This window comes from Pseudogulbenkiania ferrooxidans 2002, from assembly GCF_000174355.1.
Taxonomy (GTDB): Bacteria; Pseudomonadota; Gammaproteobacteria; order Burkholderiales; family Chromobacteriaceae; genus Pseudogulbenkiania; species Pseudogulbenkiania ferrooxidans.
Genome location: NZ_ACIS01000004.1, coordinates 317265 through 342977, shown reverse-complemented (window position 1 = coordinate 342977; position 25713 = coordinate 317265). Strand labels below are relative to the sequence as shown.

General features: G+C 65.2%; 17 protein-coding genes. 6 read left to right on the top strand and 11 right to left on the bottom strand.

Features of this window, described 5'->3' with window-relative positions:
• Positions 1-2673 carry a sensor histidine kinase gene (locus tag FURADRAFT_RS08980; protein ID WP_008953815.1) on the top strand — a complete coding sequence of 891 codons (2673 nt, stop codon included), beginning with the start codon at positions 1-3 and terminating at the stop codon, positions 2671-2673.
• Between the two features lie 2 nt (positions 2674-2675).
• Positions 2676-3359 (top strand): two-component system response regulator KdpE, encoded by a 684-nt coding sequence (gene kdpE / locus FURADRAFT_RS08975; protein ID WP_008953814.1) that lies wholly within the window; start codon positions 2676-2678, stop codon positions 3357-3359.
• A gap of 263 nt (positions 3360-3622) precedes the next feature.
• On the opposite strand, the gene mmuM is transcribed toward kdpE, so the two are convergent.
• A complete protein-coding gene (mmuM, locus tag FURADRAFT_RS08970; RefSeq protein ID WP_008953813.1) occupies positions 3623-4588 on the bottom strand; it encodes a homocysteine S-methyltransferase in 966 nt (321 codons plus the stop codon).
• Positions 4589-4829: 241 nt separating this feature from the next.
• Between mmuM and FURADRAFT_RS08965 the strand changes: the two genes are divergently transcribed.
• On the top strand, positions 4830-6983 hold the full coding sequence (locus FURADRAFT_RS08965; protein ID WP_040652658.1) for a methyl-accepting chemotaxis protein: 2154 nt from the start codon (positions 4830-4832) through the stop codon (positions 6981-6983).
• A gap of 293 nt (positions 6984-7276) precedes the next feature.
• Here FURADRAFT_RS08965 and aauR read toward each other — a convergent pair whose 3' ends face one another.
• The 9 genes from aauR to FURADRAFT_RS08920 form a co-directional block, all read right to left on the bottom strand.
• Positions 7277-8602: a two-component response regulator AauR gene (aauR, locus tag FURADRAFT_RS08960; protein WP_008953811.1), complete on the bottom strand. Its 1326-nt coding sequence runs from the start codon at positions 8600-8602 to the stop codon at positions 7277-7279.
• The gene (locus FURADRAFT_RS08955) at positions 8595-10457 is read right to left on the bottom strand and encodes a sensor histidine kinase (protein ID WP_008953810.1); all 1863 of its coding nucleotides are present in this window, start codon (positions 10455-10457) and stop codon (positions 8595-8597) included. The genes aauR and FURADRAFT_RS08955 overlap by 8 nt, the downstream gene beginning before the upstream one ends.
• 135 nt (positions 10458-10592) lie before the next feature.
• On the bottom strand, positions 10593-11894 hold the full coding sequence (locus tag FURADRAFT_RS08950) for a dicarboxylate/amino acid:cation symporter (protein WP_008953809.1): 1302 nt from the start codon (positions 11892-11894) through the stop codon (positions 10593-10595).
• A gap of 464 nt (positions 11895-12358) precedes the next feature.
• The gene (gene speA, locus FURADRAFT_RS08945) at positions 12359-14248 is read right to left on the bottom strand and encodes an arginine decarboxylase (protein ID WP_008953808.1); all 1890 of its coding nucleotides are present in this window, start codon (positions 14246-14248) and stop codon (positions 12359-12361) included.
• A gap of 585 nt (positions 14249-14833) precedes the next feature.
• Positions 14834-16216 carry a sensor domain-containing protein gene (locus tag FURADRAFT_RS08940; RefSeq protein WP_008953807.1) on the bottom strand — a complete coding sequence of 461 codons (1383 nt, stop codon included), beginning with the start codon at positions 16214-16216 and terminating at the stop codon, positions 14834-14836.
• A gap of 178 nt (positions 16217-16394) precedes the next feature.
• Positions 16395-17294 (bottom strand): ABC transporter permease subunit, encoded by a 900-nt coding sequence (locus FURADRAFT_RS08935; protein WP_008953806.1) that lies wholly within the window; start codon positions 17292-17294, stop codon positions 16395-16397.
• On the bottom strand, positions 17287-18207 hold the full coding sequence (locus FURADRAFT_RS08930; protein WP_008953805.1) for an ABC transporter permease subunit: 921 nt from the start codon (positions 18205-18207) through the stop codon (positions 17287-17289). Before FURADRAFT_RS08930 ends, FURADRAFT_RS08935 begins: the two co-directional genes overlap by 8 nt.
• Positions 18208-18217: 10 nt before the next feature.
• Complete coding sequence (locus FURADRAFT_RS08925; RefSeq protein WP_008953804.1) at positions 18218-19363, bottom strand: ABC transporter ATP-binding protein; 1146 nt, start codon at positions 19361-19363, stop codon at positions 18218-18220.
• 532 nt (positions 19364-19895) lie between these two features.
• Positions 19896-21668, bottom strand: coding sequence for a GGDEF domain-containing protein (locus tag FURADRAFT_RS08920; protein ID WP_008953803.1), 1773 nt, complete (start codon positions 21666-21668; stop codon positions 19896-19898).
• A gap of 206 nt (positions 21669-21874) precedes the next feature.
• On the opposite strand from FURADRAFT_RS08920, the gene FURADRAFT_RS08915 reads away from it, so the two are divergent.
• The 3 genes from FURADRAFT_RS08915 to astE all read left to right on the top strand — a co-directional run bounded on the left by FURADRAFT_RS08915 (position 21875) and on the right by astE (position 24714).
• Entirely contained in the window at positions 21875-22663 is a 789-nt protein-coding gene (locus FURADRAFT_RS08915) for an alpha/beta fold hydrolase (RefSeq protein ID WP_008953802.1), read from the top strand.
• 20 nt (positions 22664-22683) lie between these two features.
• On the top strand, positions 22684-23475 hold the full coding sequence (locus FURADRAFT_RS08910; protein WP_008953801.1) for an enoyl-CoA hydratase-related protein: 792 nt from the start codon (positions 22684-22686) through the stop codon (positions 23473-23475).
• Between the two features lie 225 nt (positions 23476-23700).
• On the top strand, positions 23701-24714 hold the full coding sequence (astE, locus tag FURADRAFT_RS08905; protein WP_008953800.1) for a succinylglutamate desuccinylase: 1014 nt from the start codon (positions 23701-23703) through the stop codon (positions 24712-24714).
• 64 nt (positions 24715-24778) lie between these two features.
• Here the strand turns inward: astE and flgL are convergent, their stop codons facing one another.
• Positions 24779-25693, bottom strand: a complete 915-nt coding sequence (gene flgL, locus FURADRAFT_RS08900; protein WP_008953799.1) for a flagellar hook-associated protein FlgL — start codon at positions 25691-25693, stop codon at positions 24779-24781.
• Positions 25694-25713: the final 20 nt, after the last annotated feature.

The window sequence follows — 25713 nt, the reverse complement described above, 5'->3', positions numbered from 1 at the left end:
ATGAACGACGACCGTCCCGATCCCGACCGCCTGCTCGACGAGCTGCGCCGCGACGAGGAGGCCGCCCGGCGCGGCCGGCTGAAGATCTTCTTCGGCGCCTGCGCCGGCGTCGGCAAGACCTACGCCATGCTGAGCGCGGCGCGGCAAAGGTTGGCCGAAGGCGAGGCGGTGCTGGCCGGCATCGTCGAGACCCACGGCCGCGCCGAAACCGCGCGCCTGCTCGACGACCTGCCGCTGCTGCCGTCGCGCGCCATCGACTACCGCGGCCGCACCCTGGCCGAGTTCGACCTCGACGCCGCGCTGGCCCTCCGCCCGCCGCTGTTGCTGGTGGACGAGCTGGCGCATTCCAACGTACCCGGCAGCCGCCACGCCAAGCGCTGGCTGGACGTCGAAGAACTGCTGGCGGCCGGCATCGACGTCTACAGCACGCTCAACGTGCAGCACCTGGAGAGCCTCAACGACGTGGTCGGCAGCATCACCGGCATCCGCGTGCGCGAAACCGTGCCCGACCGGGTATTCGACGCCGCCGACGAGGTGACGCTGGTCGACCTGCCGCCGGACGAACTCCTGGTGCGGCTGCACGAGGGCAAGGTCTACATGCCGGAAGCCGCCGCCAACGCGCGGCAGAACTTTTTCCGCAAGGGCAACCTGATCGCCCTCCGGGAAATGGCGCTGCGCCGCACCGCCGACCGCGTCGACGCCCAGATGCGCGCCTACCGCGCCGACCAGGAGATCGAACGGGTGTGGCAGGTGAAGGAGCGGCTCCTGGCCTGCGTCGGCGCCGACGACCAGGCCGAGAAGGTGGTGCGCGCCACGGCCCGCCTGGCCGCCGCGCTCAAGGCCGACTGGATCGCCCTGCACGTGGAAACCCCGGCCTTGCAGCGTCGGCCGGACGCGGCGCGCCAGGCCACCCTGGCGGTGCTGAGGTTGGCCGAAGAACTGGGCGCGGAAACCGTCGCGCTGGCCGGTTCCGACCTGGCCGCGACGGTCACGGCCTACGCCCAGAGCCGCAACACCGGCAAGCTGGTCATCGGCCAGCCGCGCCCCAGCCGCTGGCAACGGCTGACCGGCAGCACGCTGCTGGAACGGCTGGGCCGGCACGCCCGCGACCTCGACATCCACCTGGTCAGCGCCGAGCCCGCCCCGGCCACCGCAACGCCAGCCAAGCCCGCCCCGCGCGGCCCCATCGACTGGCGCGCTTACGGCTGGGCCGCCTTCCTGTCGGCGCTGACCACCCTGCCCGCCGCGCTGTTGCTGAAAGTGTTCGACCCGGCCAACGTGGTGATGGTCTACCTGCTCGCCGTGGTGCTGATTTCGATCCGCTTCGGCCGCGGCCCGGGCGCGCTGGCCGCCTGCCTGGCGGTGCTGGGCTTCGACTTCTTCTTCGTGCCGCCACGCTTCTCGTTCACGGTGGCGGACACCCAGTACCTGTTCACCTTCAGCTTGATGCTGGCGGTGGCGCTGATCATCGGCCAACTGGCGGCGCGGCTGCGCTTCGAGGCGGTGGCGGCGCAACGGCGCGAGCGAGGCACCGCCCAGCTCGCCCGCCTCGCCCGCGAGCTCTCCGCCGCGCTGACCACGGCGCAGATCGTCGAAATCGCCGAGCTCGGTTTCCGCGACATGTTCCGCGTCGACAGCGTGATCCTGCTGCCGGACCAGCACGAGCGGATACGGCCGGCCGGCGCGCCGGCCGAAGCGGTGCTGGCGGTGGACGCCGCGGTGGCGCAATGGGTGTACGACCACCAGGTCCCGGCCGGGCGCGGCACCGCCACGCTGCCGGCCAGCCCGGCGCGCTACCTGCCGCTCAAGGCACCGATGCGCACGCGCGGCGTGCTGGCCTTCGTCGCTGACGAAGCAGAGCCAGCCCCGGAAGAGCGCCGCCTGATGGACACCTGCGTGGCGCAGATCGCGCTGGCGCTGGAACGGGTGCACTACGTCGAAGTGGCGCAGGACGCGCTGCTGGCGATGGAATCCGACCGGCTGCGCAATACCTTGCTGACCACGCTGTCGCACGACCTGCGCACGCCGCTGACCTCGCTGATCGGCGTCGCCGACACCCTGCAGCGCGACGACCTGGCCGACAGTGCGCGGCACGAGCTGCTGCAATCGCTGCAGGACGAGGCGCGGCGCATGGGCAGCCTGGTCGGCAACCTGCTCGACATGGCGCGGCTGCAGGCCGAGGGCGTGACGCTGAAGAAGGATTGGCAATCGATCGAGGAAGTGGCCGGCAGCGCCTTGCGCCAGATGAGCATTCCGCTGGCGCGCCACGCCATCGCCACCGACCTGCCTCCCGAGCTGCCCTTGTGTGAGTTCGACGCGCTGCTGATCGAGCGCGTGCTGGTCAACCTGCTCGACAACGCCGCGAAATACACCCCGCCAGGCAGCGAGGTGCGGCTCTCCGCGCGTGTCGACGGCCGGTGGCTCGCGGTCAGCGTCAGCGACAACGGCCCCGGCCTGCCGCCCGGAGACCCCACCCGGCTGTTCGACAAGTTCACGCGCGGCCACGGCGAATCGGCCATCCCCGGCGTCGGGCTGGGCCTGGCGTTATGCCGTACCATACTCGACGCCCACGGCGGCCAGATCCGCGCCGAAAACCGCCCGGAAGGCGGAGCCCGCTTCACCTTCCGCTTGCCCCTGGGTGAACCCCCGCCCCCACCCGACGTACTGGAATGACAATGAACGACCGCCGCCTGCTGATCATCGAGGACGACCCGCAAATCCGCCGCTTCCTGCGCGCCGCGCTGGAGGCGGAAGGTTTTGCCGTGTTCGAAGCCGACAGCGGCGGACGCGGCCTGATCGAGGCTGCCACGCGCCAGCCCGAGCTGGTGATTGTCGACCTCGGCCTGCCGGACATGGACGGGCGCGAGGTGATCCGCGAGCTGCGCGGCTGGTCGGCGGTGCCGATCGTGGTGCTGTCGGCACGCCACCAGGAAGAGGAAAAGGTGGCCGCGCTCGATCAGGGGGCGGACGACTATCTGGTCAAGCCCTTCGGCGTGCCGGAACTGCTGGCCAGGCTGCGCGCCCAACTGCGGCGCGGCGCCACCGCCGCCGCGGGGCAGAGCCGGATCAGCTTCGGCCAGGTCTGCGTCGACCTGCCGCAGCGCCGCGTCAGCCGTGCCGGCACCGAGGTGCACCTGACCCCGGTCGAATACCGCCTGCTCTCGGCGCTGATCAAGGGCCAGGGCCGCGTGCTGACGCACCGCCAGCTGCTGCTCGACACCTGGGGCCCGGACTACGTCGAGCGCCCGCACTACCTGCGCATCTACATGGGCCACCTGCGCCAGAAGCTGGAAGACGACCCGTCACAGCCCAAGCACCTGCTCACCGAGCTGGGCGTGGGCTACCGGCTGCAGACCTGAGAACCGGTTGACGATCTGCTGCGCTGCGGCGATACGGCGTCGAAAACGTCTTCGGAATGCTCATTTGCCACGTGCGAACTCCGGCCTCCTCGGCCGCTTTTGCCTTGCCTCGCTTGCGTTGGCGAGAGCGTAAACCGGCTACGAGACACTGACGCCGCCGCCAGCCCGCAACGAAAAAACTCGATCAAATCGATCGGGTTTCTCGTGTGGCACAGCCTGCCCGGACCAGACGGCTCGAGGCGTCCGCCAAGCCGCCGCGGGGCTCAGTGCCCGGCAGCCGGCCGCGCCCACTCCGCCACCGCGCGGATGTCCTGCGGCGTGGTACGGCAGCAGCCGCCGATCAGGCGCGCCCCGGCCTGGTGCCAGCCGCGCGCCGCCTCGGCGAAACGGTTGGCGTCGGCGTGGCCATGCCAGCACTTGTGCTCGGGGTCGTAATGCTCGCCGGAGTTCGGGTAGACCAGCAGCGGCTTGGTGGTGGCGCCATGGGCGGCGGCCACCAGCGCCGGGATGAACTCGGGCGCGGTGCAGTTCACCCCCACCGCCACCGCCTGCTCCACCTCATTGAGCTCCGCCACGGCATCGGCCAGCTTCTCGCCCTGGCAGGTATGCTCGCCGTCCTTGCAGCTGAAGCTGATCCAGGCACGGGCGGACGGGAATTCCTCGGCCAGCAGCCGCGCCAGGGCGCGCGCCTCGACCTGACAGGGGATGGTCTCGCACGCCAGCAGATCGGCGCCGGCCTCGAGCAACACCTTGAGGCGCGGACGGTGGAAATCCATCAGCTGCTGTTCGCCGAGGCCGTAATCGCCGCGGTATTCCGAGCCGTCGGCCAGCATCGCGCCGTACGGGCCGACCGAGGCCGCCACCAGGGGTTTCGGCCGACCCTGACGGTGCGCCGGGTCGCTCCAGAAGGCATCGCGTGCCTCGACCGCCAGCGTGACGGCGCGGCGCATCAGCGCGGCTGCCGCCTCGGCGTCGTAACCGCGCCGGGCGAAGCCTTCGAAGGTGGCCTGGTAGCTGGCGGTGGTGGCGACGTCGGCGCCGGCGGCGAAGTAATCCTCGTGCACCTGGCGGATCAGCTCGGGCTCTTCGATCAGCACGCGCGCCGACCACAGCGGGTCGTTGAGGTCGCAGCCGCGTTGCTGCAGCTCGGTGGCCAGGGCGCCGTCCAGGATCAGCACCGGATAGTCGGCCAGGATGGCGGCGACGGGGTCGGTGGTTGGGGAAGTCATGATTATCGTGGTCTGCGTTGGAAGATGAGGAATTATGCGTTCAATGACGGGGACGCTCAATCCATCGCCGATACGCCCGCTCGTGGTGCGCCGCACCAGCCGTGCACCATGGCATGCACCATGACCGCCCATTTTTCATAATCGAAGAGTTCGCAATACGCCAAATGGACTACGCCTTTGGAATAGCACGGGAACCGATTTTGCTTGTTGTCACAGCAACAACAAGCCAAAGGGGAAAACCATGTCGTCATTACAGAGCGGACAGATGAACTTGAGCGCGGCCGAGCGCCGCTGGCTGCCGCTGTTTGGCAAGACCGGCAAGCTCGCGATGCGCTGGTCGTGCTTTCTCAGCCGCGACCGCTACGCGACGATGGAAAACGTGTTCGACAGCTTCGCCCGCACCCGGGTAAGAGCACTGACGCAATGGACCGAGCAGCACTGGCAGGCGCTGGCCGGTCTGAGCGAACAGCTAGCGAGCCAGCCCGCCGCCGACTGGCCTGCGCTGCTGGGTGGCTATTACCAGAGCCTGGCCGAGGTCACCGAGCTGTTCGTGGTGTCGCCCGCCAACCGCGTCTTGGCGTCCACCGCCCCACGCCGCTGCGGCCAGCCGGGCGTGCCGGCGGCGGCGCTCGACAAGGGTCTGCAGCAACGCTGGCTGCACGGCCCCTACCTGGACGCCGAGACGCGCGCGCTGGGGGCGCGCAGCTCGCGCTTTCACGACGCGGTGACGATGATGTTCTACCTGCCGCTGCACCGCGGCGGCGACACCCTCGGCTGCCTGTGCGCACGGGTGCCCAACGACGTGCTGGGCGACCTGATCCAGCGCGAGGCCGGCCACATCTTCCACGAATCGGGCGACAACTACCTGTTCATGGTCCGCTCCGTCTTCGACCCCGGCATCGCGCCGGGCACCGCGCTGTCGCGCTCGCGCTTCGAAGACCGCGCCTTCACCGGCGGCGACAACCTCAAGGACGGGGTAAAGACCGACTACGGCACGGTCAGCGTGCGCGAGCACACCGAGTTCGAATTGACCTTCAACGACCCCGCCACCGGCCAACTCCACCCGGGCGTACGCGAAACCATCCGCCAGGGGCAGAACCTGTTCGTCACCTACCCCGGCTATTCCGACTACCGCCACATCCCGGTGGTCGGCAAGGGGATCACCTTCCAGCTGCCCGGTTCCCCCGACACCTGGGGCATGATGTGCGAGGCCGACCTGGAGGAGGTCTACCGCTACCGCCCGATCAGCTACCAGCTGATGCGTGGCTTTCTGCTGATCCAGCTGGTGCTGGGCACGGCCTCGCTGGGGGCATCGACGCTCGACGGCCTGCCGCTGTGGCTGCGCCTTGCCGGCTACGGCGCGATGCTGCTGGCCGGCGCCACGGCCTTCCGCCAACTCTGCACCCGGCCGCTGGCGCTGCGTCTGCGCGGCGTCTCCGGCATGATCCGCAACGTCGCCGAGGGCGGCGGCAACCTGACGCTGCGCATCGACCGCCAGCAGCTGTCGGCCGATGAAACCGGGGTGATGGCGCAGTGGGTCAACAGCCTGATCGACCACCTCGACACCACGCTGGCGCAGCTGGTGCGCGTCAGCCGCCACCTGGAGGAGCACAACCGCCGCATGGCCGAACACAACGCCGGGGCCGCGGTGGCGGCAGGCCAGGTGTTCAGCACCGTCGACAAGACACGGGAAGGCCTGGCCCAGCAGATGACGGCGCTGGACGACGCCAACCATCACGCCGGCGGGATGCAGGCCGCGATGGCGCAGCAGGCCGAGGCGGCGCGGCGCCAGCTCGCCGAGGTCAGCAGCCGGACGCTGGCCATCCGCCAAACCGTCGGCGCCTCAGCCGACATCATCAACGACCTGGGCAACAGCACGCGCGACATCGGCCGAGTGGTCAGCCTGATCCACGAGATCGCCGACCAGACCAACCTCCTGGCGCTCAACGCCGCGATCGAGGCGGCGCGCGCCGGCGAGGCCGGGCGCGGCTTTGCCGTGGTGGCCGACGAAGTGCGCAAGCTGGCCGAGCGCACCAGCCGCAATACCGAGGAAATCGACCAGATGATCCAGAAGGTGCAGCGCCAGGCCGCCGCCGCGGTGGACACCATGCAAGGCGGCATGAGCCATCTCGAAGAGGGGTTGAGGTTGGCCGAAGCCTCGGCCGGAGAGAACCGCGAGGTGCGGGAGATCGTCGATGGCCTGATCGACACCATCCGCACCCTGACCCACAGCGGCCAGGAGCACGCCAGCGACACCCACGCCATCGGTTCGGTGGCGGGCAGCATGCAGCTGGCGCAGCTGGCGCTGACCCAGAGCGTGGAACAGACGCGCCACACCATCGCCGAACTGGCCATGCTCACCGGCAAGTTCCAGGTCAGCGGCCAGGGAGCCTGAGGGGGCCGCCCGGGGTTGGCCGAAGCCACCGTCTTCGGCCAACCCCGTCAGGGCTTAGAGCCTGTTCAAGTCTTTTTTGCGGCGGCGGCCGGATACTGCCGGATGCAGCGCGAGAAGAGAGTCCCGCCGCCGTGTCATTCACGGCCAGGGGCGAACGACGACGCGATGCGCCGGTAGTACCCGGCCCCGAAGGGCTGGCTCGGCAAACTGCCCAGACTAAGGTCTGCGCCGTCCGCCTGGCAGCAGGCCATTTGCCGGGCCAGCGCAGCTGGAAAAAGACCTTGAATAGGCTCTTACAACCCGTACTTCTTGACCTTGTCGTACAGCGTGGTCTTCGGCATGTTGAGCGCCACGCTGGTCTGGCTCAGGTTGCCGTCGTGGCGACGCATCACCTCGGCGATCATCGCCTTCTCGAACGCCTCCACCGCCTCGGCCAAGCTCGGCGGCGGAGTGTCGCCGGACGCGGCCCCCTTGAACACCGGCAGGCCCAGCGCGAAGCGCTCGGCGACGTTGCGCAGCTCGCGCACGTTACCCGGCCAGTCGTGCGCCATCAGCCGCGACAGCGTCTGGCGGTCGGCCTCGGGCGCCTCGCGGCCGTAGCGCAGCGCCGCCTGCTGCAGGAACGATTCGAACAGCAGCGGGATGTCCTCGCGCCGCTCGCGCAACGGCGGCAGCTCCAGCGTCACCACGTTGAGGCGGTAGTAGAGATCGGAACGGAAGCGCCCCTGCTGCCCCAGCAGCTCCAGGTCTTCCTTGGTGGCGGCGATCAGGCGGCAATCGACGTCCAACAGCTGGTTCGAGCCCAGCCGCTCCAGCTTGTGTTCCTGCAGCACCCGCAACAGCTTGATCTGCAGGTTGATCGGCATGGTTTCCACTTCGTCGAGGAACAGCGTGCCCTTGTTGGCGTGCTCGATCTTGCCGATGCGGCGCTTGCCGGCACCGGTGAAGGCGTTGGCCTCGTGGCCGAAGATCTCGCTCTCGAACAGGTTTTCCGGCAGGCCGCCGCAGTTGAGAGCGACGAAGTTGTGCGCGTTGCGCCGGCTGTACTCGTGCAGGCAGCTCGCCACCAGCTCCTTGCCGGTGCCGGTCTCGCCGTGGATCAGCACGTTGGCCGAAGTATCGGCCACGTTCATGATCAGCTGGCGCAACTGCTGGATCGCCGGCGAGCGGCCGATCAGGCGCTGCTCCAGCGCGGTGCGGCCGTGCAGCTGGCGCTGCAGCGCCGCCACCTCCAGCGTCAGGCGGCGCTGCTCCAGCGCGCGCCGCGCCACGTCCACCAGGCGCTCGGGCGAGAACGGCTTCTCGACGAAATCGTAGGCGCCGTCCTTCATCGCCTGCACCGCCAGCGTCACGTCGCCGTGGCCGGTGATCAGCACCACCGGCAGCGCGCGCTCCTGCTCCTTGAGGCGGCGCATCAGCGCCATGCCGTCCATGCCGGGCAGGTGGATGTCGCTGATGACGATGCCGGCGAAATCCGGCCCGACATGCTTGAGCGCCGCCTCGGCGCTGTCCACGCCGATCACCGGGATGTCTTCCAGCTGCAGCGCCTGCTCGCAGCCCAGGCGCACGGTAGGATCGTCTTCGACGATCAGGACGGATAACAATTCTTCTTCAGTCATGGTTCTGCTTTACTGCCGCCAGCGGCAGCGTCAGGATGAATTCGGCACCACCGCCGTCCGGGTTCTGTGCGATCAGCGAGCCGCCGACCTCGGTAGCCATGCCGGCCGACAGCGCCAGCCCCAGCCCCAGCCCGCGCCCTTCCGGCTTGGTGGTGAAAAACGGTTCGAACAGGCGCGAGCGCACTTCCTCCGGCAAACCCGGCCCGCTGTCGCGCACCGACAGCCGGCAGTTCTCGCCAAGCAGGCGCAACGAGAGCTGCAACTCGCGCCGCGGGCTGGCCTGCATCGCGTCGAGCGCGTTGCCGATCAGGTTGACCAGGATTTGCTCGAGCCGGGTCTGGTCGATCAGCACGCGGCAGTCGTCTAGCTCGCGCACCACCTTCACCGGCGGGCTGGCCAGCCTCGGCTGCAGCAGGAACAGCGCGGCGTCCACCGCCTGCAGCACGCTGGCCTCGCCGATCGGCTCGGTCGACTTGCGCGCGAACGAGCGCAGCGAGGTGGTGATCTTGCCCATGCGCTCCACCAGCTCGTTGATGGTCTGCAGGTTGGCCGAAGCCGTCTCCAGCTTGCCGCGCGCCAGGAACTTCATGGTGTTGCCCGACAGCGTGCGCAGCGCCGCCAGGGGCTGGTTGAGTTCGTGCGCGATGCTGGTCGACATCTGCCCGATCACCGCCAGTTTACCCGCCTGCACCAAGCCGTCCTGCGCCTTGCGCAGCGTGTGCTCGGCGAGCTGACGCTCGCGGATCTCGGCCTTGAGGCGGTCGTTGCTGGCGATCAGGTCGGCGGTGCGCTCGGCGATCTTGCGCTCGAGCTGGCTGTTGGCGCGCTCCAACGCCTCGCGCGCGGCGAAGCGCGCCGCCAGCACCTTGCGCCGTTCGTTCCACGCCACCAGCAGGATCACCAGGATGACAAAGCCCGCCACCGCCAGCGCGGCGTTGCTCAGCGCCGTCTTGCGCACCGTCTTGAGCGGGGTGAGCAGGGTCAGTTTCCACGAGGTATCTTTCAGGCTGCGCGTCTGCGCCAGGAAGTCGGTGGGGCGGTTCACCCCCTTGACGCCCCCCGGCATCTGCAACGCCCAGCGCTCCAGCCCCACGTCCAGGGTCCGGCGCTGCGCCACCTGCAGCAAGGGCAACGGCGCCCAGTAGTAGCGCAGGCTGCGCGCCAGCTCCTCGCGCCGTGCCGGCGACAGCGGATTCAGCGTGTGCAGCTTCCACTCCGGCTCCGAGGCCAGGATGATAACGCCGTTCTCGTCGCTGACGAAGGCGTCGGTGTCGGCCCACTGCCAGCTCGGCTCGAGCTGGTCGAGCCGCACCTTGACCACCGCCACGCCGATGATCTTGCCATTCTTCTTCAGCCCTTTTGCCAGGTAGTAGCCGGGCTCGGCGCGCGTGGTGCCAACGCCGTAGGAACGTCCCTGCCCGCCCTTGAGCGCTTCCTGGAAATAGTCGCGAAACGACAGGTCCTCGCCGACGTAGCTGTCGGCGCGGCGCCAGTTGCTCGACGCCAGCACCCGCCCCTCGGTGTTGATGACGTAGATGGTGCTGGTCGAGGTCTGCTGGTTCAGCTCTTCCAGGTAGCGGTTGGCCAGATCCTGCGGACCGGGAAACGGATCGGGCGCGGTCAGCACATTGAGGATGCGCTCCTCCAGCCCGAGGATGTTGGGTACGAAACTGTACTTGTCGATCTCGCTTTCGAGCCCGCGCGCGTGCAGCTCGAGCTGGCGCGTGCCGCTGTCGGCCAGCGCCTCGATGCCGCTGTTCTCGCTCACCCGGTAGGTGATGTAGCCGATGGCCAGCATCAGCCCGAAAACCACGGCCAGCAGGTAGGGCAGAAAACGTTTGGGAATGCGCAGCATCACGATGGGGTCGATTAGGAGGATTCGGCGAAGACGATCTTGTATCGTTCTATCACAGAGCCGTCGGCGAAGACAGCCCTGCAAGGAAAACGGCCTCGCGCAGGAGGCCGTTCGAGATGAAGCTAGGAGCGGGGATCAGGCACGTGCCGGTGCCAGGTCGTCGGCCTCGGCGTCCGGATCGGTATCGTCGTCCTCGCCCTCCAGCTCGCCGGCGCCCAGGGCACCCTCGGACTTGGCCACCACGCTGGCGGCGATAGCATTGCCGATTACGTTGGTGGCGGAACGGCCCATGTCGAGGAAGTGGTCGATGCCCAACAGCAGCAGCAGGCCGGCTTCGGGAATGTTGAACTGCGACAGCGTGGCGGCGATCACCACCAGCGAGGCGCGCGGCACGCCGGCCATGCCCTTCGAGGTCACCATCAGGATCAGCATCATGGTGATTTCCTGGGCCAGCGTCAGATGGATGCCGTAAGCCTGGGCGATGAAGATGGTGGCGAAGGTGCAGTACATCATCGAACCGTCAAGGTTGAACGAGTAGCCCATCGGCAGCACGAAGCTGGCCACCTTGCGCGAGCAGCCGAAGCGCTCCAGCAGTTCCAGCGTCTTCGGGTAGGCGGCTTCCGAGCTGGCGGTGGAGAACGCCAGCAGCGCCGGCTCGCGCACCATCTTCATCAAGGTCAGCACGCGACGGCCGAGGAACAGGCCGCCGGCCAGAATCAGCACCAGCCACAGGCCGCCGATCGACAGATAGAACTCGGCCATGAAGGTGCCGTAGGTGGCGAGAATGCCCAGGCCTTCCTTGGCCACCATGGCGGCAATCGCGGCGAACACGGCCAGCGGCGCGAAGTTCATCACGTAGCCGGTCACCTTCAGCATGATGTGCGCAACGGAGTCGAGCATGTCGACCACCGGCTTGGCGCGCTCGCCGATGGCGGCGCCGGCACAGCCGAAGAACACCGAGAACACCACGATCTGCAGGATCTCGTTCTTGCCCATCGCCTCGACCACGCTCTTCGGAATGGCGTGGGTGACGAAATCCTTCAGCGTGATGGCGCCCGCCTCGATGCCGCTGGAGGCGTGCACGTCCGGCAGCGGCAGACCCAGGCCGACACCCGGCTTGAGCAGGTTGACCATGACCAGGCCCAGGCTCAGCGAGAAGAACGAAGCGGTCATGAACCACACCATGGTCTTAGCGCCGATGCGGCCGACGGTCTTGGTGTCGCCCATCTTGGCGATGCCGACCACCAGGGTGGAGAACACCAGCGGGGCGATGATCATCTTGATCAGTCGCAGGAAGACGTCGGTCAGGATCGAAATGTTGTCGGCGAACGACTTGATCGCGGCCTCGTCGGTGGCCATCTCGCGCCATACGTAGCCGGTCAGGATACCCAGCACCATGGCGGCCAGGATGAAAGTGGTCAGTCTATTGAGTTTCACTAAATGCCTCTCCAGTGAAGGTCTGCCCCCGCGGCCATCGTCGTGGCCAGGGCGTTGGGGCCGGTCTTGCCAACCGTCCCCGCCTTTGCTCGTCCATCCGGCCTGAGCGACCGGGGTGGACCGTTTGGTGGTCCCTGCGCGCGCGCTGCTGCGCTGCGGCCGGAAATCGTTTTGTTGTTGGCCCGCCAGGGTTGGTGGGTATCACCCTGGCCGGCGGCTCCTTATATTGCACGAAGCGTGCCAGCCTTACGGCCCGAATAGGCGTCACAACACACTGTTTTTATTGAGTTTTTTTTAACGACATCGGCATGGATACGGATAGGCGGAATGGCGTCTTCGGCGCTGTTCGGTTATCCGAACGAGCGGAGCGGGCGGCGGCGGCGGCTTTCCTGCCCGCCCAAACGAAAAAAGGTTGGCCGAAGACGTTGCTTCGGCCAACCTTTGGCAAGGGAATTACGGGGTGATCAGACCGACAGGTAGGACGACTGCTTCAGTCCGCGGCAGAACTCGGCGAAGTAGGTGTTGCGCTCGTCGGCCGACAGCTTGGCGGCACGCGCCTTTTCCTCGTAACGATTGAGGATTTCCTCCGGCGACAGGTGCACGTAACGCAGCATGTCCTCGATGGTGTCGTGCTCCTCCACGCCCGAAAACTCCAGGCGGCAGCCCTCGCGCACAAACACGTTGACCGAGTCGGTGTCGCCGAACAGGTTGTGCATGTCGCCCAGAATCTCCTGGTAGGCGCCGACCAGGAAGGTCGCGATCAGGTACTCGTCACCCGGCTTCACCGCGTGCACCGCCATGGTCGACTCGATGCTCTGCTGATCGACGTAGTGCTTGATCTTGCCGTCGGAGTCGCAGGTCAGGTCCTGCAGCACCGCGCGCCGCGTCGGCTGCTCGTCGAGACGATGCACCGGCATGATCGGCAGCACCTGGTCGATGGCCCAGGTATCCGGCAGCGACTGGAACACCGAGAAATTGCAGAAATACTTGTCGGCCATCTTGTCGGTCAGCTGATCGAACACCTGGCGCTGTGAGCGCTGGTGAGTCAGCTGTAGCTGCGCATGCAGGCGGCGGCACAGCGCGTAATAGAGCTGCTCCGCCGTCGCCTTGTCCTTCAGACGGAGACGACCCTCGGCGTACATCTCGGCCACCTCGGCCACATAATGACTGGCGCGGTGGTAGGTTTCGGTGACCATCTCGGCGTCGGTGAGATGGGTCAGCTCGTAGAGCTTGCGCACCGGCTGCGCCAGCATGTCCAGATCGTCCAGTTCCGGCACGCTTTCCGGCAGACGCTCAACGTCGGTCACGTTCATGATCAGCACGGCGTGGTGCGCGGTCATGGCGCGCCCCGACTCGGACATGATGCGCGGATGCGGCAGGCCGTTCTCGTCGCAGAACTCGGCCAGCATCGACACGATCACGTGCGCGTACTCTTCCATGTCGTAGTTGATCGAGCTGGCGTTGCGCGAGTGGGTGCCGTCGTAATCGACCCCCAGGCCGCCGCCGACGTCGACATGGTCGATCGGCAGCCCCAGATCGCGCAGTTCCCCGAAGTAGCGGATCGCTTCACGGAAGCCCAGGCGATAGTCGGCGATGTTGGCGATCTGCGAGCCCATGTGGAAGTGCAGGAGGCGCACGCAATCGGCCATGCCGGCAGCGTCCATCTTGCCCGCCACGTCGATCAGCTGCGACGCCGACAAGCCGAACTTGCCCTTTTCGCCGCCGGTGTCGGCCCACTGGTTGTCGGAATTCAGCGACGACAGACGCACGCGTACGCCGACCAGCGGACGCACGCCGAGCTTCTGCGCCTCCTCGATCACCAGGTCGACCTCGACCTCCTTCTCGATCACGATGAAGACGCGGTGGCCGAGCTTCTGCCCGATCAGGGCCAGGCGCACGAAGTCGCGGTCCTTGTAGCCGTTGCAGGTGATGGTGCAGCCCTTGGGCGCCAGCGCCAGCACCGCCATCAGCTCTGGCTTGGAGCCGGCTTCCAGCCCGATGGAGACGCTCGACGTGGCGATGATGCTCTTGATCACCGCCTCCTGCTGGTTCACCTTGATCGGATAGAGCGCGGTGTACTGGCTGCCGTAGCCGACGTCGGCGATGGCCTTGTCGAACGCGCCGCACAGCCGGGTCACGCGGTCTTGCAGGATGTCCGGGAAGCGCACCAAGAGCGGCAGGTCCAGCCCCTTGTCGGACAGCGCGTGCACCAGGTCGTACAGATCGATTTCGCAGTTTTGCTGACGGGTATTGGGGCGGACCTTGACGTGGCCGTCGTCCCCAACCTCGAAATACCCCGCCCCCCAATGCCGGATGCCGTACAGGCTCCGGCTCTCAGCCACAGACCAAGCCATGAGTTTTTCCTTCAATGATTCGATGGAGAACCCCGCTCCTTAGTGCGCGGCTTTCGGGCTTGCGAGCTTTTATGTGGGCCTGGGATGTCGGAGCGAAACAATCTTTTTGTGCGTTATTGCGATGCAAAACGAGCGCGGATTTTAGCAACATCACGCACGATGACAAGGAGAATTTTGAGCCGGCGCCACCATCGCGCCACAGCCGCCCCCGAGCGCCGCTCGACACGCCGCCACAAGAGGCCGCCGACGGTGCCCAATACCGCGCCGAAGCGGAAAGCAACTGGAAATACAGGGTCATGCCACGCCCCCCTTCCCATCGGCACGGAGACCGGCGATGGCGTCAGACCAGGGCAAGCCGTGCAACGGCGGCAGACAAGACAGAGGCTTGCCGTCGCCGTCACCCAGCGCCCGGCCCTGCCACCCCGTCCCGTCCCACCAGGTTAGCCCCGGACGATGTCAGGACGATGAAAGCAGCATCACACCACCCTTTGGCCCGTGTTTGACGCGCGTAGAGCGGCAGCGTTCCCCTGGCATGACCTCAACTGCGGCGATAACGGCCCACACCCTCGGGAATCGCCTGCGCGCTTAGACCGATGACTCGGCACGTGCGCCGTCGTCGAGCTGTTGCGCAGCGCCCTCCGCCGTCTTCTTGGCGCGATACATGGCGTCATCGGCATGTTTGAGCAGCTGCTGCTCCTCGTCGCCGTGCTCGGGAAACAGCGCGATCCCGATACTCGGCAGGATGCGCAGGTGCCGGCCGTCGAGGTTCAGCGGATGATCGAGGGCGCTGCGGATTTTCTCGGCCACCAGCCAGGCGTGCTCCGGCAAGGCAATGCTCTCCAGCAGCACCACGAATTCGTCACCGCCGATGCGCGCCACGGTATCGCTCTCCCGCACACACTGCCTGAGCCGCCGGGCCACCTCTTGCAGCAGCAGATCACCAGTGGCGTGGCCAAAGCTGTCGTTCACCTGCTTGAACTTGTCCAGATCGAGATACAGCAGGGACAAGCGTCCCTGCTCGCGCCGCGCCCTTGCCAGCGCCGCTTTCAGGCGGCCGTACAGCAAGCGGCGGTTGGGCAGGCTGGTCAATTCGTCGTACTGCGCCATCTGCTGCAGTCGGGCATGCAGCTGTTTGCGCTCGATCGCAGTGGCAATCTGGGCCGAGACGAACTGCAGCAACTCCTTGTCTTTCTCGGTGTAACGCACGCCATCAGCATAGCTCTTCAGCACCAGGGCGCCGATGATGCCCTTGAGCGAGTTGAGCGGAACCGCCAGCCAGCAGGCGGCATCCGTGGAGACCGCGGCCCTGAGAGGCGGTGGCAAGGCATCCGCCGTCTCGGGGGTCAGCAGCAGCGGCTGCCCGGTACGGATGACCTCTTCGCACAACAGGGTAGTGGCAGGGTTGCGCGGCACCGGGGAATGATTGCGGGCATCGACATGGTACGGAAAACTCAGGCGCTCTTGCCCTGCGTCGTACAGCGCCACGGAAAATTTCTGCGCCGGCAGCAGGTTGCCGACGACGTGGTGAATATGCTGAAACAAGGCCAGCAGATCCTCGGCCCCATGCGCCGCCTCGGAAATGGCGTACAGCGCCGTCTGCAACGACTCCGCCCGCTTGCGCTCGGTAATGTCACGGGCCACGGCCACCCTCACCTGGTCGGCCTCCGACCAGCGTGCCGACCACATGATGTGGACCACCTGGCCGTCCTTGCGCACATAGCGATTCTCGAAATGCGGCTTGGCATCCCCCTCCATGATCTGGCGGGCCGCCTCCTGCGTTCTGGCGCGATCTTCCGGCAGCACCAGCTCGATCATCGGCTTGCCGATCAATTCCGCTTGCGTGTAGCCAAAGATGCGCTCGCAGGCGGCGCTGACGAAAACAAAGCGCCCCTCGACATCGACGATACAGATAGCGTCGAGCAGAAGGTCGATGAAGCTTGCCAAGGGCGCACCGTTTTTTGTGTCCATGAGCTAAGCATATTGCCTGAAAAGGTAAAGCGTTAGGAATCGATCGATGTCCGGTGCCGCCAATTTAGCGCCAGTCATCGCACACTACCAGGAAATCCTCCCCGCCACGCACGATCCGCCGCTCCCAAGCAAGAAGGCGGACAGACTCTTGCGAATCCGTCCGCCTCCGGACCAGCCATCAGGGGGCCGTCGCCACCGCGCCTCCCGCACCGTTGCCGGGCGGGGTCGGCGCGTCGTTTTCGCGCATGGCCGCCGCCATGGCACGCGCCCGGTTGCGCTGGGCGCTCAGCATCAGATAGTTGGCCACCAGCACGAAAATCCCCACCAGCAGCACGGTGATCGCCGCCAGCGCGTTGATCTCCGGGTTCAGGCCCAGGCGCACCTTGGAGAAGATCACCATCGGCAACGTGGTCGCCCCCGGCCCGGACAGGAAGGACGTCGTCACCAGGTCGTCCAGCGACAGCGTGATCGACAGCAGGAAGCCCGAGGCAATGGCCTGCGACACCAGCGGCAGCGTGATCAGGAAAAAGATCTTCATCGGGCGGGCCCCCAGGTCCATCGCCGCCTCTTCCAGGCTCTTGTCGATCTCGATCAGGCGCGAGCGCACCACCACGGCGACGTAGGCCATGCACAGCGTGGTATGACCGGCCCAGATGGTGAAGAAGCCGCGTTCCGAAGGTTGGCCGAAGAACTGCTGCATCGAGATGAACAAGAGCAGCATCGACAGGCCGGTGATCACTTCCGGCATCACCATCGGCGCCGTCATCATGCCGGCGAACAGCGTGCTGCCGCGAAAACGCCCGAAACGCGCCAGAACGAAGCCGGCGATGGTCCCCAGCACCACCGCCGCCGTCGCGGAGGCCAGCGCGATCTTGATCGACAGCGTCACTGCCGAGATGATCTGGTCGTTCTGCACCAGCGAGGCGTACCAGCGCGTGGAGAAACCGCCCCACACCGTCACCAGCTTGGAGGCATTGAACGAATAGATGATCAAGCTGACGATCGGCACATAGAGAAACAGGAAACCCAGCAGCAACACCCCCTTGAGCGTCTTGGGCAGCGGATTGCCGTTATACATTTTTCCCCTCCAGCTGACGGGTTTCATAGCGGTGGAACAGCGCGATCGGCACGATCAGGAACAGCACCATGATGGTCGCCACCGCCGAGGCCATCGGCCAGTTGTTGTTGTCGAAGAACTCGTTCCACAACACCTTGCCGATCATCAGCACGTCCGGCCCGCCCACCAGTTCCGGGATCACGAATTCGCCCACCGCCGGGATGAACACCATCATCGAGCCGGCGATGATGCCGTTCTTGGACAGCGGCAAGGTGATGGTCCAGAACGTCTTGAACGGACGCGCGCCCAGATCGTTGGCCGCTTCCAGCAGGGTCACGTCCATTTTCACCAGGTGCGCGTAGAGCGGCAGGATCATGAACGGCAGGTAGGCGTACACCATCACCAGATAGAGCGAGAACTGGTTGTGGAACATCTCCAGGGGCTCGCTGATCAGCCCCATCGACATCAGCAGGTTGTTGATGATGCCGTTGGGCTGGAGCAAGCCCATCCAGGCGTATACCCGCAGCAGGAACGAGGTCCAGAACGGCAGCATCACCAGCATCAGCAGCACATTGCGGATGGCCGGGTTGGTACGGGCGATGGCATAGGCAATCGGGTAGCCGATCAGCAAGCACGCCAGCGTGGTGAACAACGCCACCTCGAGCGACGACACGTAGGTGTCGAGATACAGCTCGTTGGTGAAGATGAACAGGAAATTGGACAGGTTGAGCGCGATGTTCAGCGTGCTCATGTCGCCGTCGTACTTGAGCAGGTGCGTGAACGGCGGAATCGCCAGATCCTGATCGGCGAAACTGATCTTCAGCACGATCAGGAACGGCACCAGGAAGAACACCAGCAGCCACAAGTAAGGCACCGAGATCACGGCCCCCTTGCCCGGCTTGAAACGCTCGAGAATGGAACGCAGCATAGTCATCACCCTTCCCTCACATAGTCAGCACAACGGGCAAGTCGGGGCGCCAGCGGATGTTCACGCTCTCGCCCCAGGTCGGCGGCTCTTCGCCCGCCTCGTACCAGCGCGACGACGGCACCACCGACTTCACCACCTTGCCGCTGGGCAGCCGCACGTGATAGATCGAGTAGCTGCCCAGGTAGGCGATGTCCTCGATCTTGCCGCGCGCCGCGTTCGGCGCCGGGGTGAATTCGCCACGATCGAGCCGCACGTCCTCGGGACGGATGCTGGCCCAGACCTGCATGCCCTTGGGTCCGGTGATGCCGTGATCGATCCGGACGCGCCCACCTAGTTCGGTGGACTCGATTTCCACGCCGTCCGGCTCGTCCACCACTACCTGGCCCCCGAAGATATTGGTTTCGCCGATGAACTCCGCGGTGAAGCGGCAATTCGGGAAGTCGTAGATTTCGGTCGGGGTACCCACTTGCAGCAGCCGGCCCTCGCTCATGATGCCGATGCGCGAAGCCATGGTCATGGCCTCTTCCTGATCGTGCGTCACCATGATGCAGGTCACGCCGACGGTTTCCAACGTGTTGACCAGCTCCAGTTGGGTCTGCTGACGCAGCTTCTTGTCCAGCGCGCCCAAGGGCTCGTCCAGCAGCAGCAATTTCGGACGCTTGGCGAGGCTTCTCGCCAGCGCCACACGCTGCTGCTGGCCGCCGGAGAGCTGGTAGGGCTTGCGCGAGGCGAACTTGCGCAGTTGCACCAGATCGAGCATCTCCGTGACGCGTGCGGCGATCTGGTCCTTGGGCAGCTTGTCCTGCTTGAGGCCGAACGCGATGTTCTGCTCGACCGTCATGTGCGGGAACAACGCGTAGCTCTGGAACATCATGTTGATAGGCCGATCGTACGGCGCGAGAGCGGTGATGTCCTGGCCGTCGAGGATGATCTTGCCGGCGGTCGGCCGCTCCATGCCGGCCAGCATGCGCAGCAGCGTGGACTTGCCGCAGCCGGAGCTCCCCAGCAGGGCGAAGATTTCATTGCGGCGAATGGTGAGATCGACATGATCGACGGCGAAGTGATCGCCAAACTTCTTCACGATCCCGGATATCTGCAGATAGGGCTTCTCGTCAACCTGAGCCCCGGCCGCCGTCTTGGGCTGTGCGACAGCATCCATCATGATGGTCAAATCTCCCTCTGGCGCACGTCGGACCACCGCCGTCGATACGCCGATTCATCAAATGCCCCCGCTCTCGTCGGGGTGCTGGTTATCGTCTGTTACCGAATCCGGTACACCTGCGTTCTTGCCTGGCGTCGCGTGCCGACCAGGCGGCACGCACCTCCACTTAAACCGGGAAAGAATACCAAAACCGCCCCAAAAGGGCGCATTTTAATCTGCCGGGGTCATATGGAAATCAATAAGCGAACGCCATGCCAGCCAGGCAGCCCCCTCGCCCGGCAGCACGGCTTCCCGCCCGTTCCGCCCCCGAACCACCACGCGGCATCCGCATCGCCCTCTCCAGCGGCAAGCACCGCCAGCATGGGAAAAGAGTAGTGCCGTTCAATAAAATTGACAATTCAAAAACAGCCCGAACGACGGAAACGCACAAGGAAACGACGGTTTGCCACAAGGCCCGCCACTCCATCGAGAGCGGGCAATAAAAAAGACCGGCTTATGCCGGTCCGCCCTGTTTAACGATCAAGCACATGGACTAGCGCTTGCCCGTACCCTTCCCCCGGCGCTCGATGAACAGACTGCTGCCGGCCTGCTTCTTGGCCATCTTCTTGGCATCGGCCACCGCCAGCGAGACCTCATGATGCGACAGGAACTGTCCCGGCTTGGCGGGAAGCACGCCGATCGACACGCTGGTGAGCGGGAAGAAGATCAGCTCACCGTTACGCGCCGTCACTTCGAAGCCCCCCATCAGGCGGTGCTCCTGCCCGAAATGCACCTGGACCTGGCGATCGAAGGCCGCGATCACGTCGAGCAGACGCGCCTCCCAGCCCTCGCTCTGCATCAGCAACACAAAGTCGTCGCCGCCGATATGCCCCACCCAGTCGCGGGCCGGGTCAGCCACCTGTTGCAGCAAGTATCCCAGCAGGCGGATCAGGTCATCGCCGGCGGCATAACCGTAGAGATCGTTGAACGGCTTGAAATGATCGAGGTCGGCATAGGCCACGATAAAAGGCTCGCCGCTGTCGAGCAGGCGGTCGATGGTCTCGGAAATCGGCACGTTGCCGGGCAGCCCGGTCAGGGGGTTGGCGTAGCGTGCCGCCGAAATCTGCATCTCGGTGATCTTGCGCATCAGGTCGTAGCCGGTCCCCATACCGAGATAACGGCCGTTTTCGGTGATGATGAAGCCATCGATCAGGTGCCGGCGCTCGGCGGCCACTACCAGGCTCGACAGCTCCTGCACGCCCATCTCGGCACCGACGATCAGCGGCTGCTGATCCATCAGGGTGCGGCACGGCTTCTTGCCGTACAACTCACGATTGAACGGCCGGGCAAAGCTTTCCAGGAAATCGTGACGGCGCAGCAGCCCGACCGGCACTCCGCCACTCACCACCGGAATGGCAAAGCGCTCCGGCGCCTCGACGAACAGCCGGTAGGCAACTTCGTTTGCCACCGTCTGCTCCAACGGCATGACCTCGACCAGCAGATCGCGCGCCATCGCCTGGCGTGGCGCCCCCAAGCGCTCGCGCGCCTCGGCGTACAAAAGGGAACGCACTTCGGCCGGGACCTCTCGCGCCGGTAGCAGCGCCGGCCGGGCAAACAGATAGCCTTGCCCGTAGCGCACCCCGAGCCGCCGCAGTACGCGCAACTCGTCTACCGTTTCGATGCCCTCGGCCACCAGCAAGGCACCGGATTGCCTCGCGATGTCGACCATCGAACGCACGAACTGCTCCTTGAGCGGATCGTGCTGGATTTCCTGGACGAAATGCTTGTCGAGTTTGACCACGTCGGGGCGCAGCTCGGACCACAGCCGCATATTGGAGAAGCCCTCGCCCAAATCGTCCAGCGCAATACGGAAGCCACTGTCGCGATAATGGCTCGCCGCCTCGCGCAGCGCCTGGTACGTGGCGTTGGGGTGGGTTTCGGTCAGCTCGATGACGATGCGTTCGCTGGGCAACCCCAGCATGTTGAGAAACGCCAGCGTCTCGCCCGATTTATGCTCCGGCGCCAGCAAGGTCTGCGGACTGATGTTGAGGAACAGGCAACCCTGCAGTTGATGCTCGATGAACGCCTCGGCGGTGACACGCCGGCAGGCCCGCTCCAGCGAGACCAGCGCACGACATCGTTCCGCCGCGGCAAACAGATTGAGGGGCGAGTGCAGAGGGCTGTTGGAAGGCCCGCGGATCAGCCCTTCATAACCGAGGATACTCCCCTCTTCCATGTCCACGATGGGCTGGAAGACCGGCAACAGCTTGCGCTCGTTGATGATGATTTCCAGCTCCTGGCAAAGGGAGGTATCGCAAACCTGCATAAGAAGCTCGTCCCTGGTGTAACTACTTTTTTAACAGCAGTGAAATATATCGTTAAAGGATGACAGGATCGTGACGATGAACGCCCAATCATTACAAAAGCAGATTTTGCCGGTGCAGTGTCTCAGGCCGGGAATACGGTGACTGGCCATGCGCCGAATCTTGGGAATAGAATGAAATCTGGATAATGCCGGTGGGACGCACAGCCATGCCTCATGCCACACTGAACGGACAAAGTATCTATTACGAACTGAGCGGCCACGGTGACAAGACGCTGGTGCTGTTCAACGGCATCACCATGTCCACGGCCGCCTGGACCATGATGACCCCGCCGCTCGAAGCGCATTACCAGCTGCTGCGGCTCGACTTTCTCGGTCAGGGCCTGAGTGACAAGCCGGTCGCCGACGTCTACCCGCTGGAACAGCAGGCAGAGCTGGCGTGGCAGCTGCTGCAACACCTGTCGATCGACAAGGTGCACCTGGCCGGCCTGTCCTACGGCGGCATGGTGGCGCAGTACTTCGCCCACCGCCACCCGGAATGCCTCGAGCACCTGCTCCTGGCCTCGACCCTGGCCTGGTCGGACGAGGTGAACTCCCGCATCAGCGACAGCTGGATCGCCGCCGATGCCGCCGGCGGCCTCGACCTGCGCTACGACGTGAGCATCCCCTGGTTTTTCTCCAGCCGCTTCCTGGTCGGCAACGCCGCCCAGCTGGCCGAGCTGAAGATCATCGCCGGCATGGTCGACTGGCCCGCCGTCACCCGCCTGATCGCCGGGGTCAAGCGCCACGACGCGCGCACCTGGCTCGCCGAGATCAAGGTTCCCACCCGCGTCATCGTCGGCAACGAAGACCGCCTGACGCCTCTCTACCAGTCGGAAATCCTCGCCAACAGCATCCCCGGCGCCTCGCTGCATGTGCTGCCGGCCATCGGCCACGTCATGCACATCGAAGCACCGGACATCTTCGCCCACGAGATTCTGCGCTTCTGCACGCCCTGACACACTCGGGAGAACCCGCCATGCTGCATCCCATCCTGCACTCCGTCGACGACCAGGGCATTGCCACCCTCCGGCTCAACCGGGCGGAATTGCATAACGCCCTGGACGACACGATGATCGTCCAGCTCACGAGCACGCTGGAAACCCTGATCGCGGATGCGCGCATCCGCGCCATCGTGCTAGCGGCCGAAGGCATCAGCTTCTGCGCCGGCCACGACAGCGCCTGGATGCAGCGCATGGCAGGCTTCGGCCAGGAGGAGATCAAGCAGCATGCGCGCTTGCTGGCAACCTTGCTCGGTACCCTCGACAACTGCCCGAAACCGACCATCGCCCGTGTCCAGGGCTCGGCCTTTGGCATCGGCGCCGGCCTGCTGGCCTGCTGCGATGTCGCGATCGGCGCATCCGAAGCGCTGTTTTGCTTCTCCGACGTCAAGCTCGGCATGATTCCGGCCTCGGTGGCACCGTATGTGATGCGCGCCATCGGCGAGCGCGCCACCCGGCGCTACTTCATCACTGCTGAGCGCTTCAACGCCGGCAAGGCCAAGCGCCTGGGGCTGATCCATCTGGTGGTGGAGCACGAGGAGCTGGACATGGCGGTGGCCCAGATGTGCCGCCAGGTCTTGCTCAACGGCCCTCAGGCGATGGCAGAGGCCAAGCAGCTGGTGCGCGAACTGGGCGGCAGGGCCATCACGGCTGACGCGATCGAGACGACCATCGCGCGCATCGCCCAGGTTCATGCCAGTACCGAAGGCCAGGAAGGCGTCGCCGCGTTTATCGAACAACGCGCACCATCCTGGATTCATCGAGAGTGAGCCCAAGCCGCGGCACGGCGATATTGCACCGGCCAAGCTCCCGGTCACGGGCGTGACGTGGGGCCGGCCTGATCGCCGCCATGGTCGCGTTTCGGCCAACCTTGCCTGCCAGGCAGGAGGACTTCCGCAATTACGCCATCAAACTTCATCTCTGCGGCACCGCTACAGACGGCACCGGCCCTTTCGTGAAGAATAGGGCCATCCTCCTCACGAAAAGCGTGCCCGATGAGCCAGTCTTCCCTCTCCTACGATTTTCTGACCGCCACCCTGCAAGACCAGCCTCCCATGGCACGTGAATGGCCATTGGCAAACGGTGTGACGGCACGCTGGCGCGAGCGAGGCATTCTCGAGCTGGTCCCGCCCCAACTGGACGACCATACCGACCGCGTACTGATTTCCTGCGGTGTTCACGGCAACGAAACCGCGCCGATCGAGGTTGCCAACGGCATTCTGCGCGACATCGAGCAAGGCCGACTGCCGCTGGCGGTGCACCTGCTGCTGATGTTCGGCAATCCGGACGCGATGCAGGCCGGAGAACGTTACCTCGATTACGACATGAACCGCCTATTCAACGGCCAGTACGCCAAGCACCCAGCCACCCGCGAAGCGCAGCGCGCCGCGGTTCTGGAAAATGCCGCCGCAGCGTTTTTCGAGCAGGCCCCGAACGGCTGCCAGCGGCTGCACTACGACCTGCACACCGCGATTCGCGGCTCGGTCTTCGAGCGCTTTGCCATCTACCCCTACCTCCACGAGCGCGACTACAACCGCGAACAGCTGTGCTGGCTGGAGTCGGCCGACATCACCACGGTGCTGCTGCACAGCCAGCCTGCCGCCACGTTCACTTACTACACCAGCCGTCACTGTCAGACGGATGCCTTGACGCTCGAACTGGGCAAGGCCCGCCCCTTCGGCCAAAACGACCTGTCACGCTTCGAAGGCATCAACCAGGCCTTGCGACGGCTGCTAAGCGGCCAGCGCGATCCGCTGCCAGCCTTTGCCAACGAACGCTTCCAGCTGTTCCGAGCCAAATACGACCTGGTCAAACACAGCGACCAGTTCCGTCTCCATCTGCACGATCAGGTCGAGAATTTCACCCTGCTCGAAGACGGCTTCGTCATCGCCGACGACCACGACGTGCGCTACCAGGCGCACGGCGGCAACGAGCGCATCCTGTTCCCCAACCCCAAGGTCGGTAATGGCCTGCGCGCCGGCATCGTCATCGAGCCAGTAGCCATCTGAAGAGCCGCCCAAAAGACAAAACAGCCGGGAAATCCCGGCTGTTTTCGTTAGCACACCCCTAGGGTCACGACAGGTAGTTGAACAGCGACAAGCCGCTGACCTTCTGGAAGGTCAGCTGCGAATACTGCAGCGCTGACTGTGCCAGGGTGAAATCGCTGATGGTCTTGGGCAGATCCAGATCGTCCAAATTGCTGAGCCGCGTCTTGTACTGGACATCGAGATCCTGCCCGACCGATTGCAGTGTTTCATTCTCGCTGCGCCGCGAACCGATCGAGGCCTGGACCGTCGACAGGTTCACTTGGGCGGCATCCAGCCCGGAGAGGATGCTGCTCAGCTGGGTCGAAAAATTTGCCGGCTTCGGATCCTGACCCAACAGATTGTAGAAATCCCGCACCGTATCGAACACCGCTGTATCGCTGCTGGCGTTTCCGTACACGGCCGACCCGACCTCGGTAATCGGCACCTGCCGTTCCGCGCTGATCTGCACATCGCGACGCCCCGTATCGCCGGTGTAGGTCACGTTGAGCGAGCTGTCCGCCACGAAGGGAGGGCTGTCGATGGCATTGCCACCGTATAGATAGTTACCGCGACTGTCGCTTGTGTTGGCGTAACTCACCAGCTGGTTGAAGCGCTCTTTCACATCAGTCTGGATCATCTTCAGCTGTGTCGTGGCCAGCCCGCCGTTGCCGGCCTGAATCGCCAGCTCCTTCAAGCTGGCCAGTAGACCATTGGCACTGTTGAGCGAGGTTTCTGAAATGGCCAGAGAGGACTCGACCGCGTCGCCGTTCTTGACGAACTGCAGGTTACGCCCTTCCGACTGGGATACCTCCAGCATCTGGGCCGACGCCACCGGATCGTCCGACGGCACCACGACCCGTTTCTGGGTGGACAATTGCTCTTGCAGCTTGTTAAGGGTGTACTGGTTACCCTGGATACCGGTGTAGCCCTGAGTGAACACCATGCTGGTACTGATTCGCATCGCTATACGTCTCCGGTATT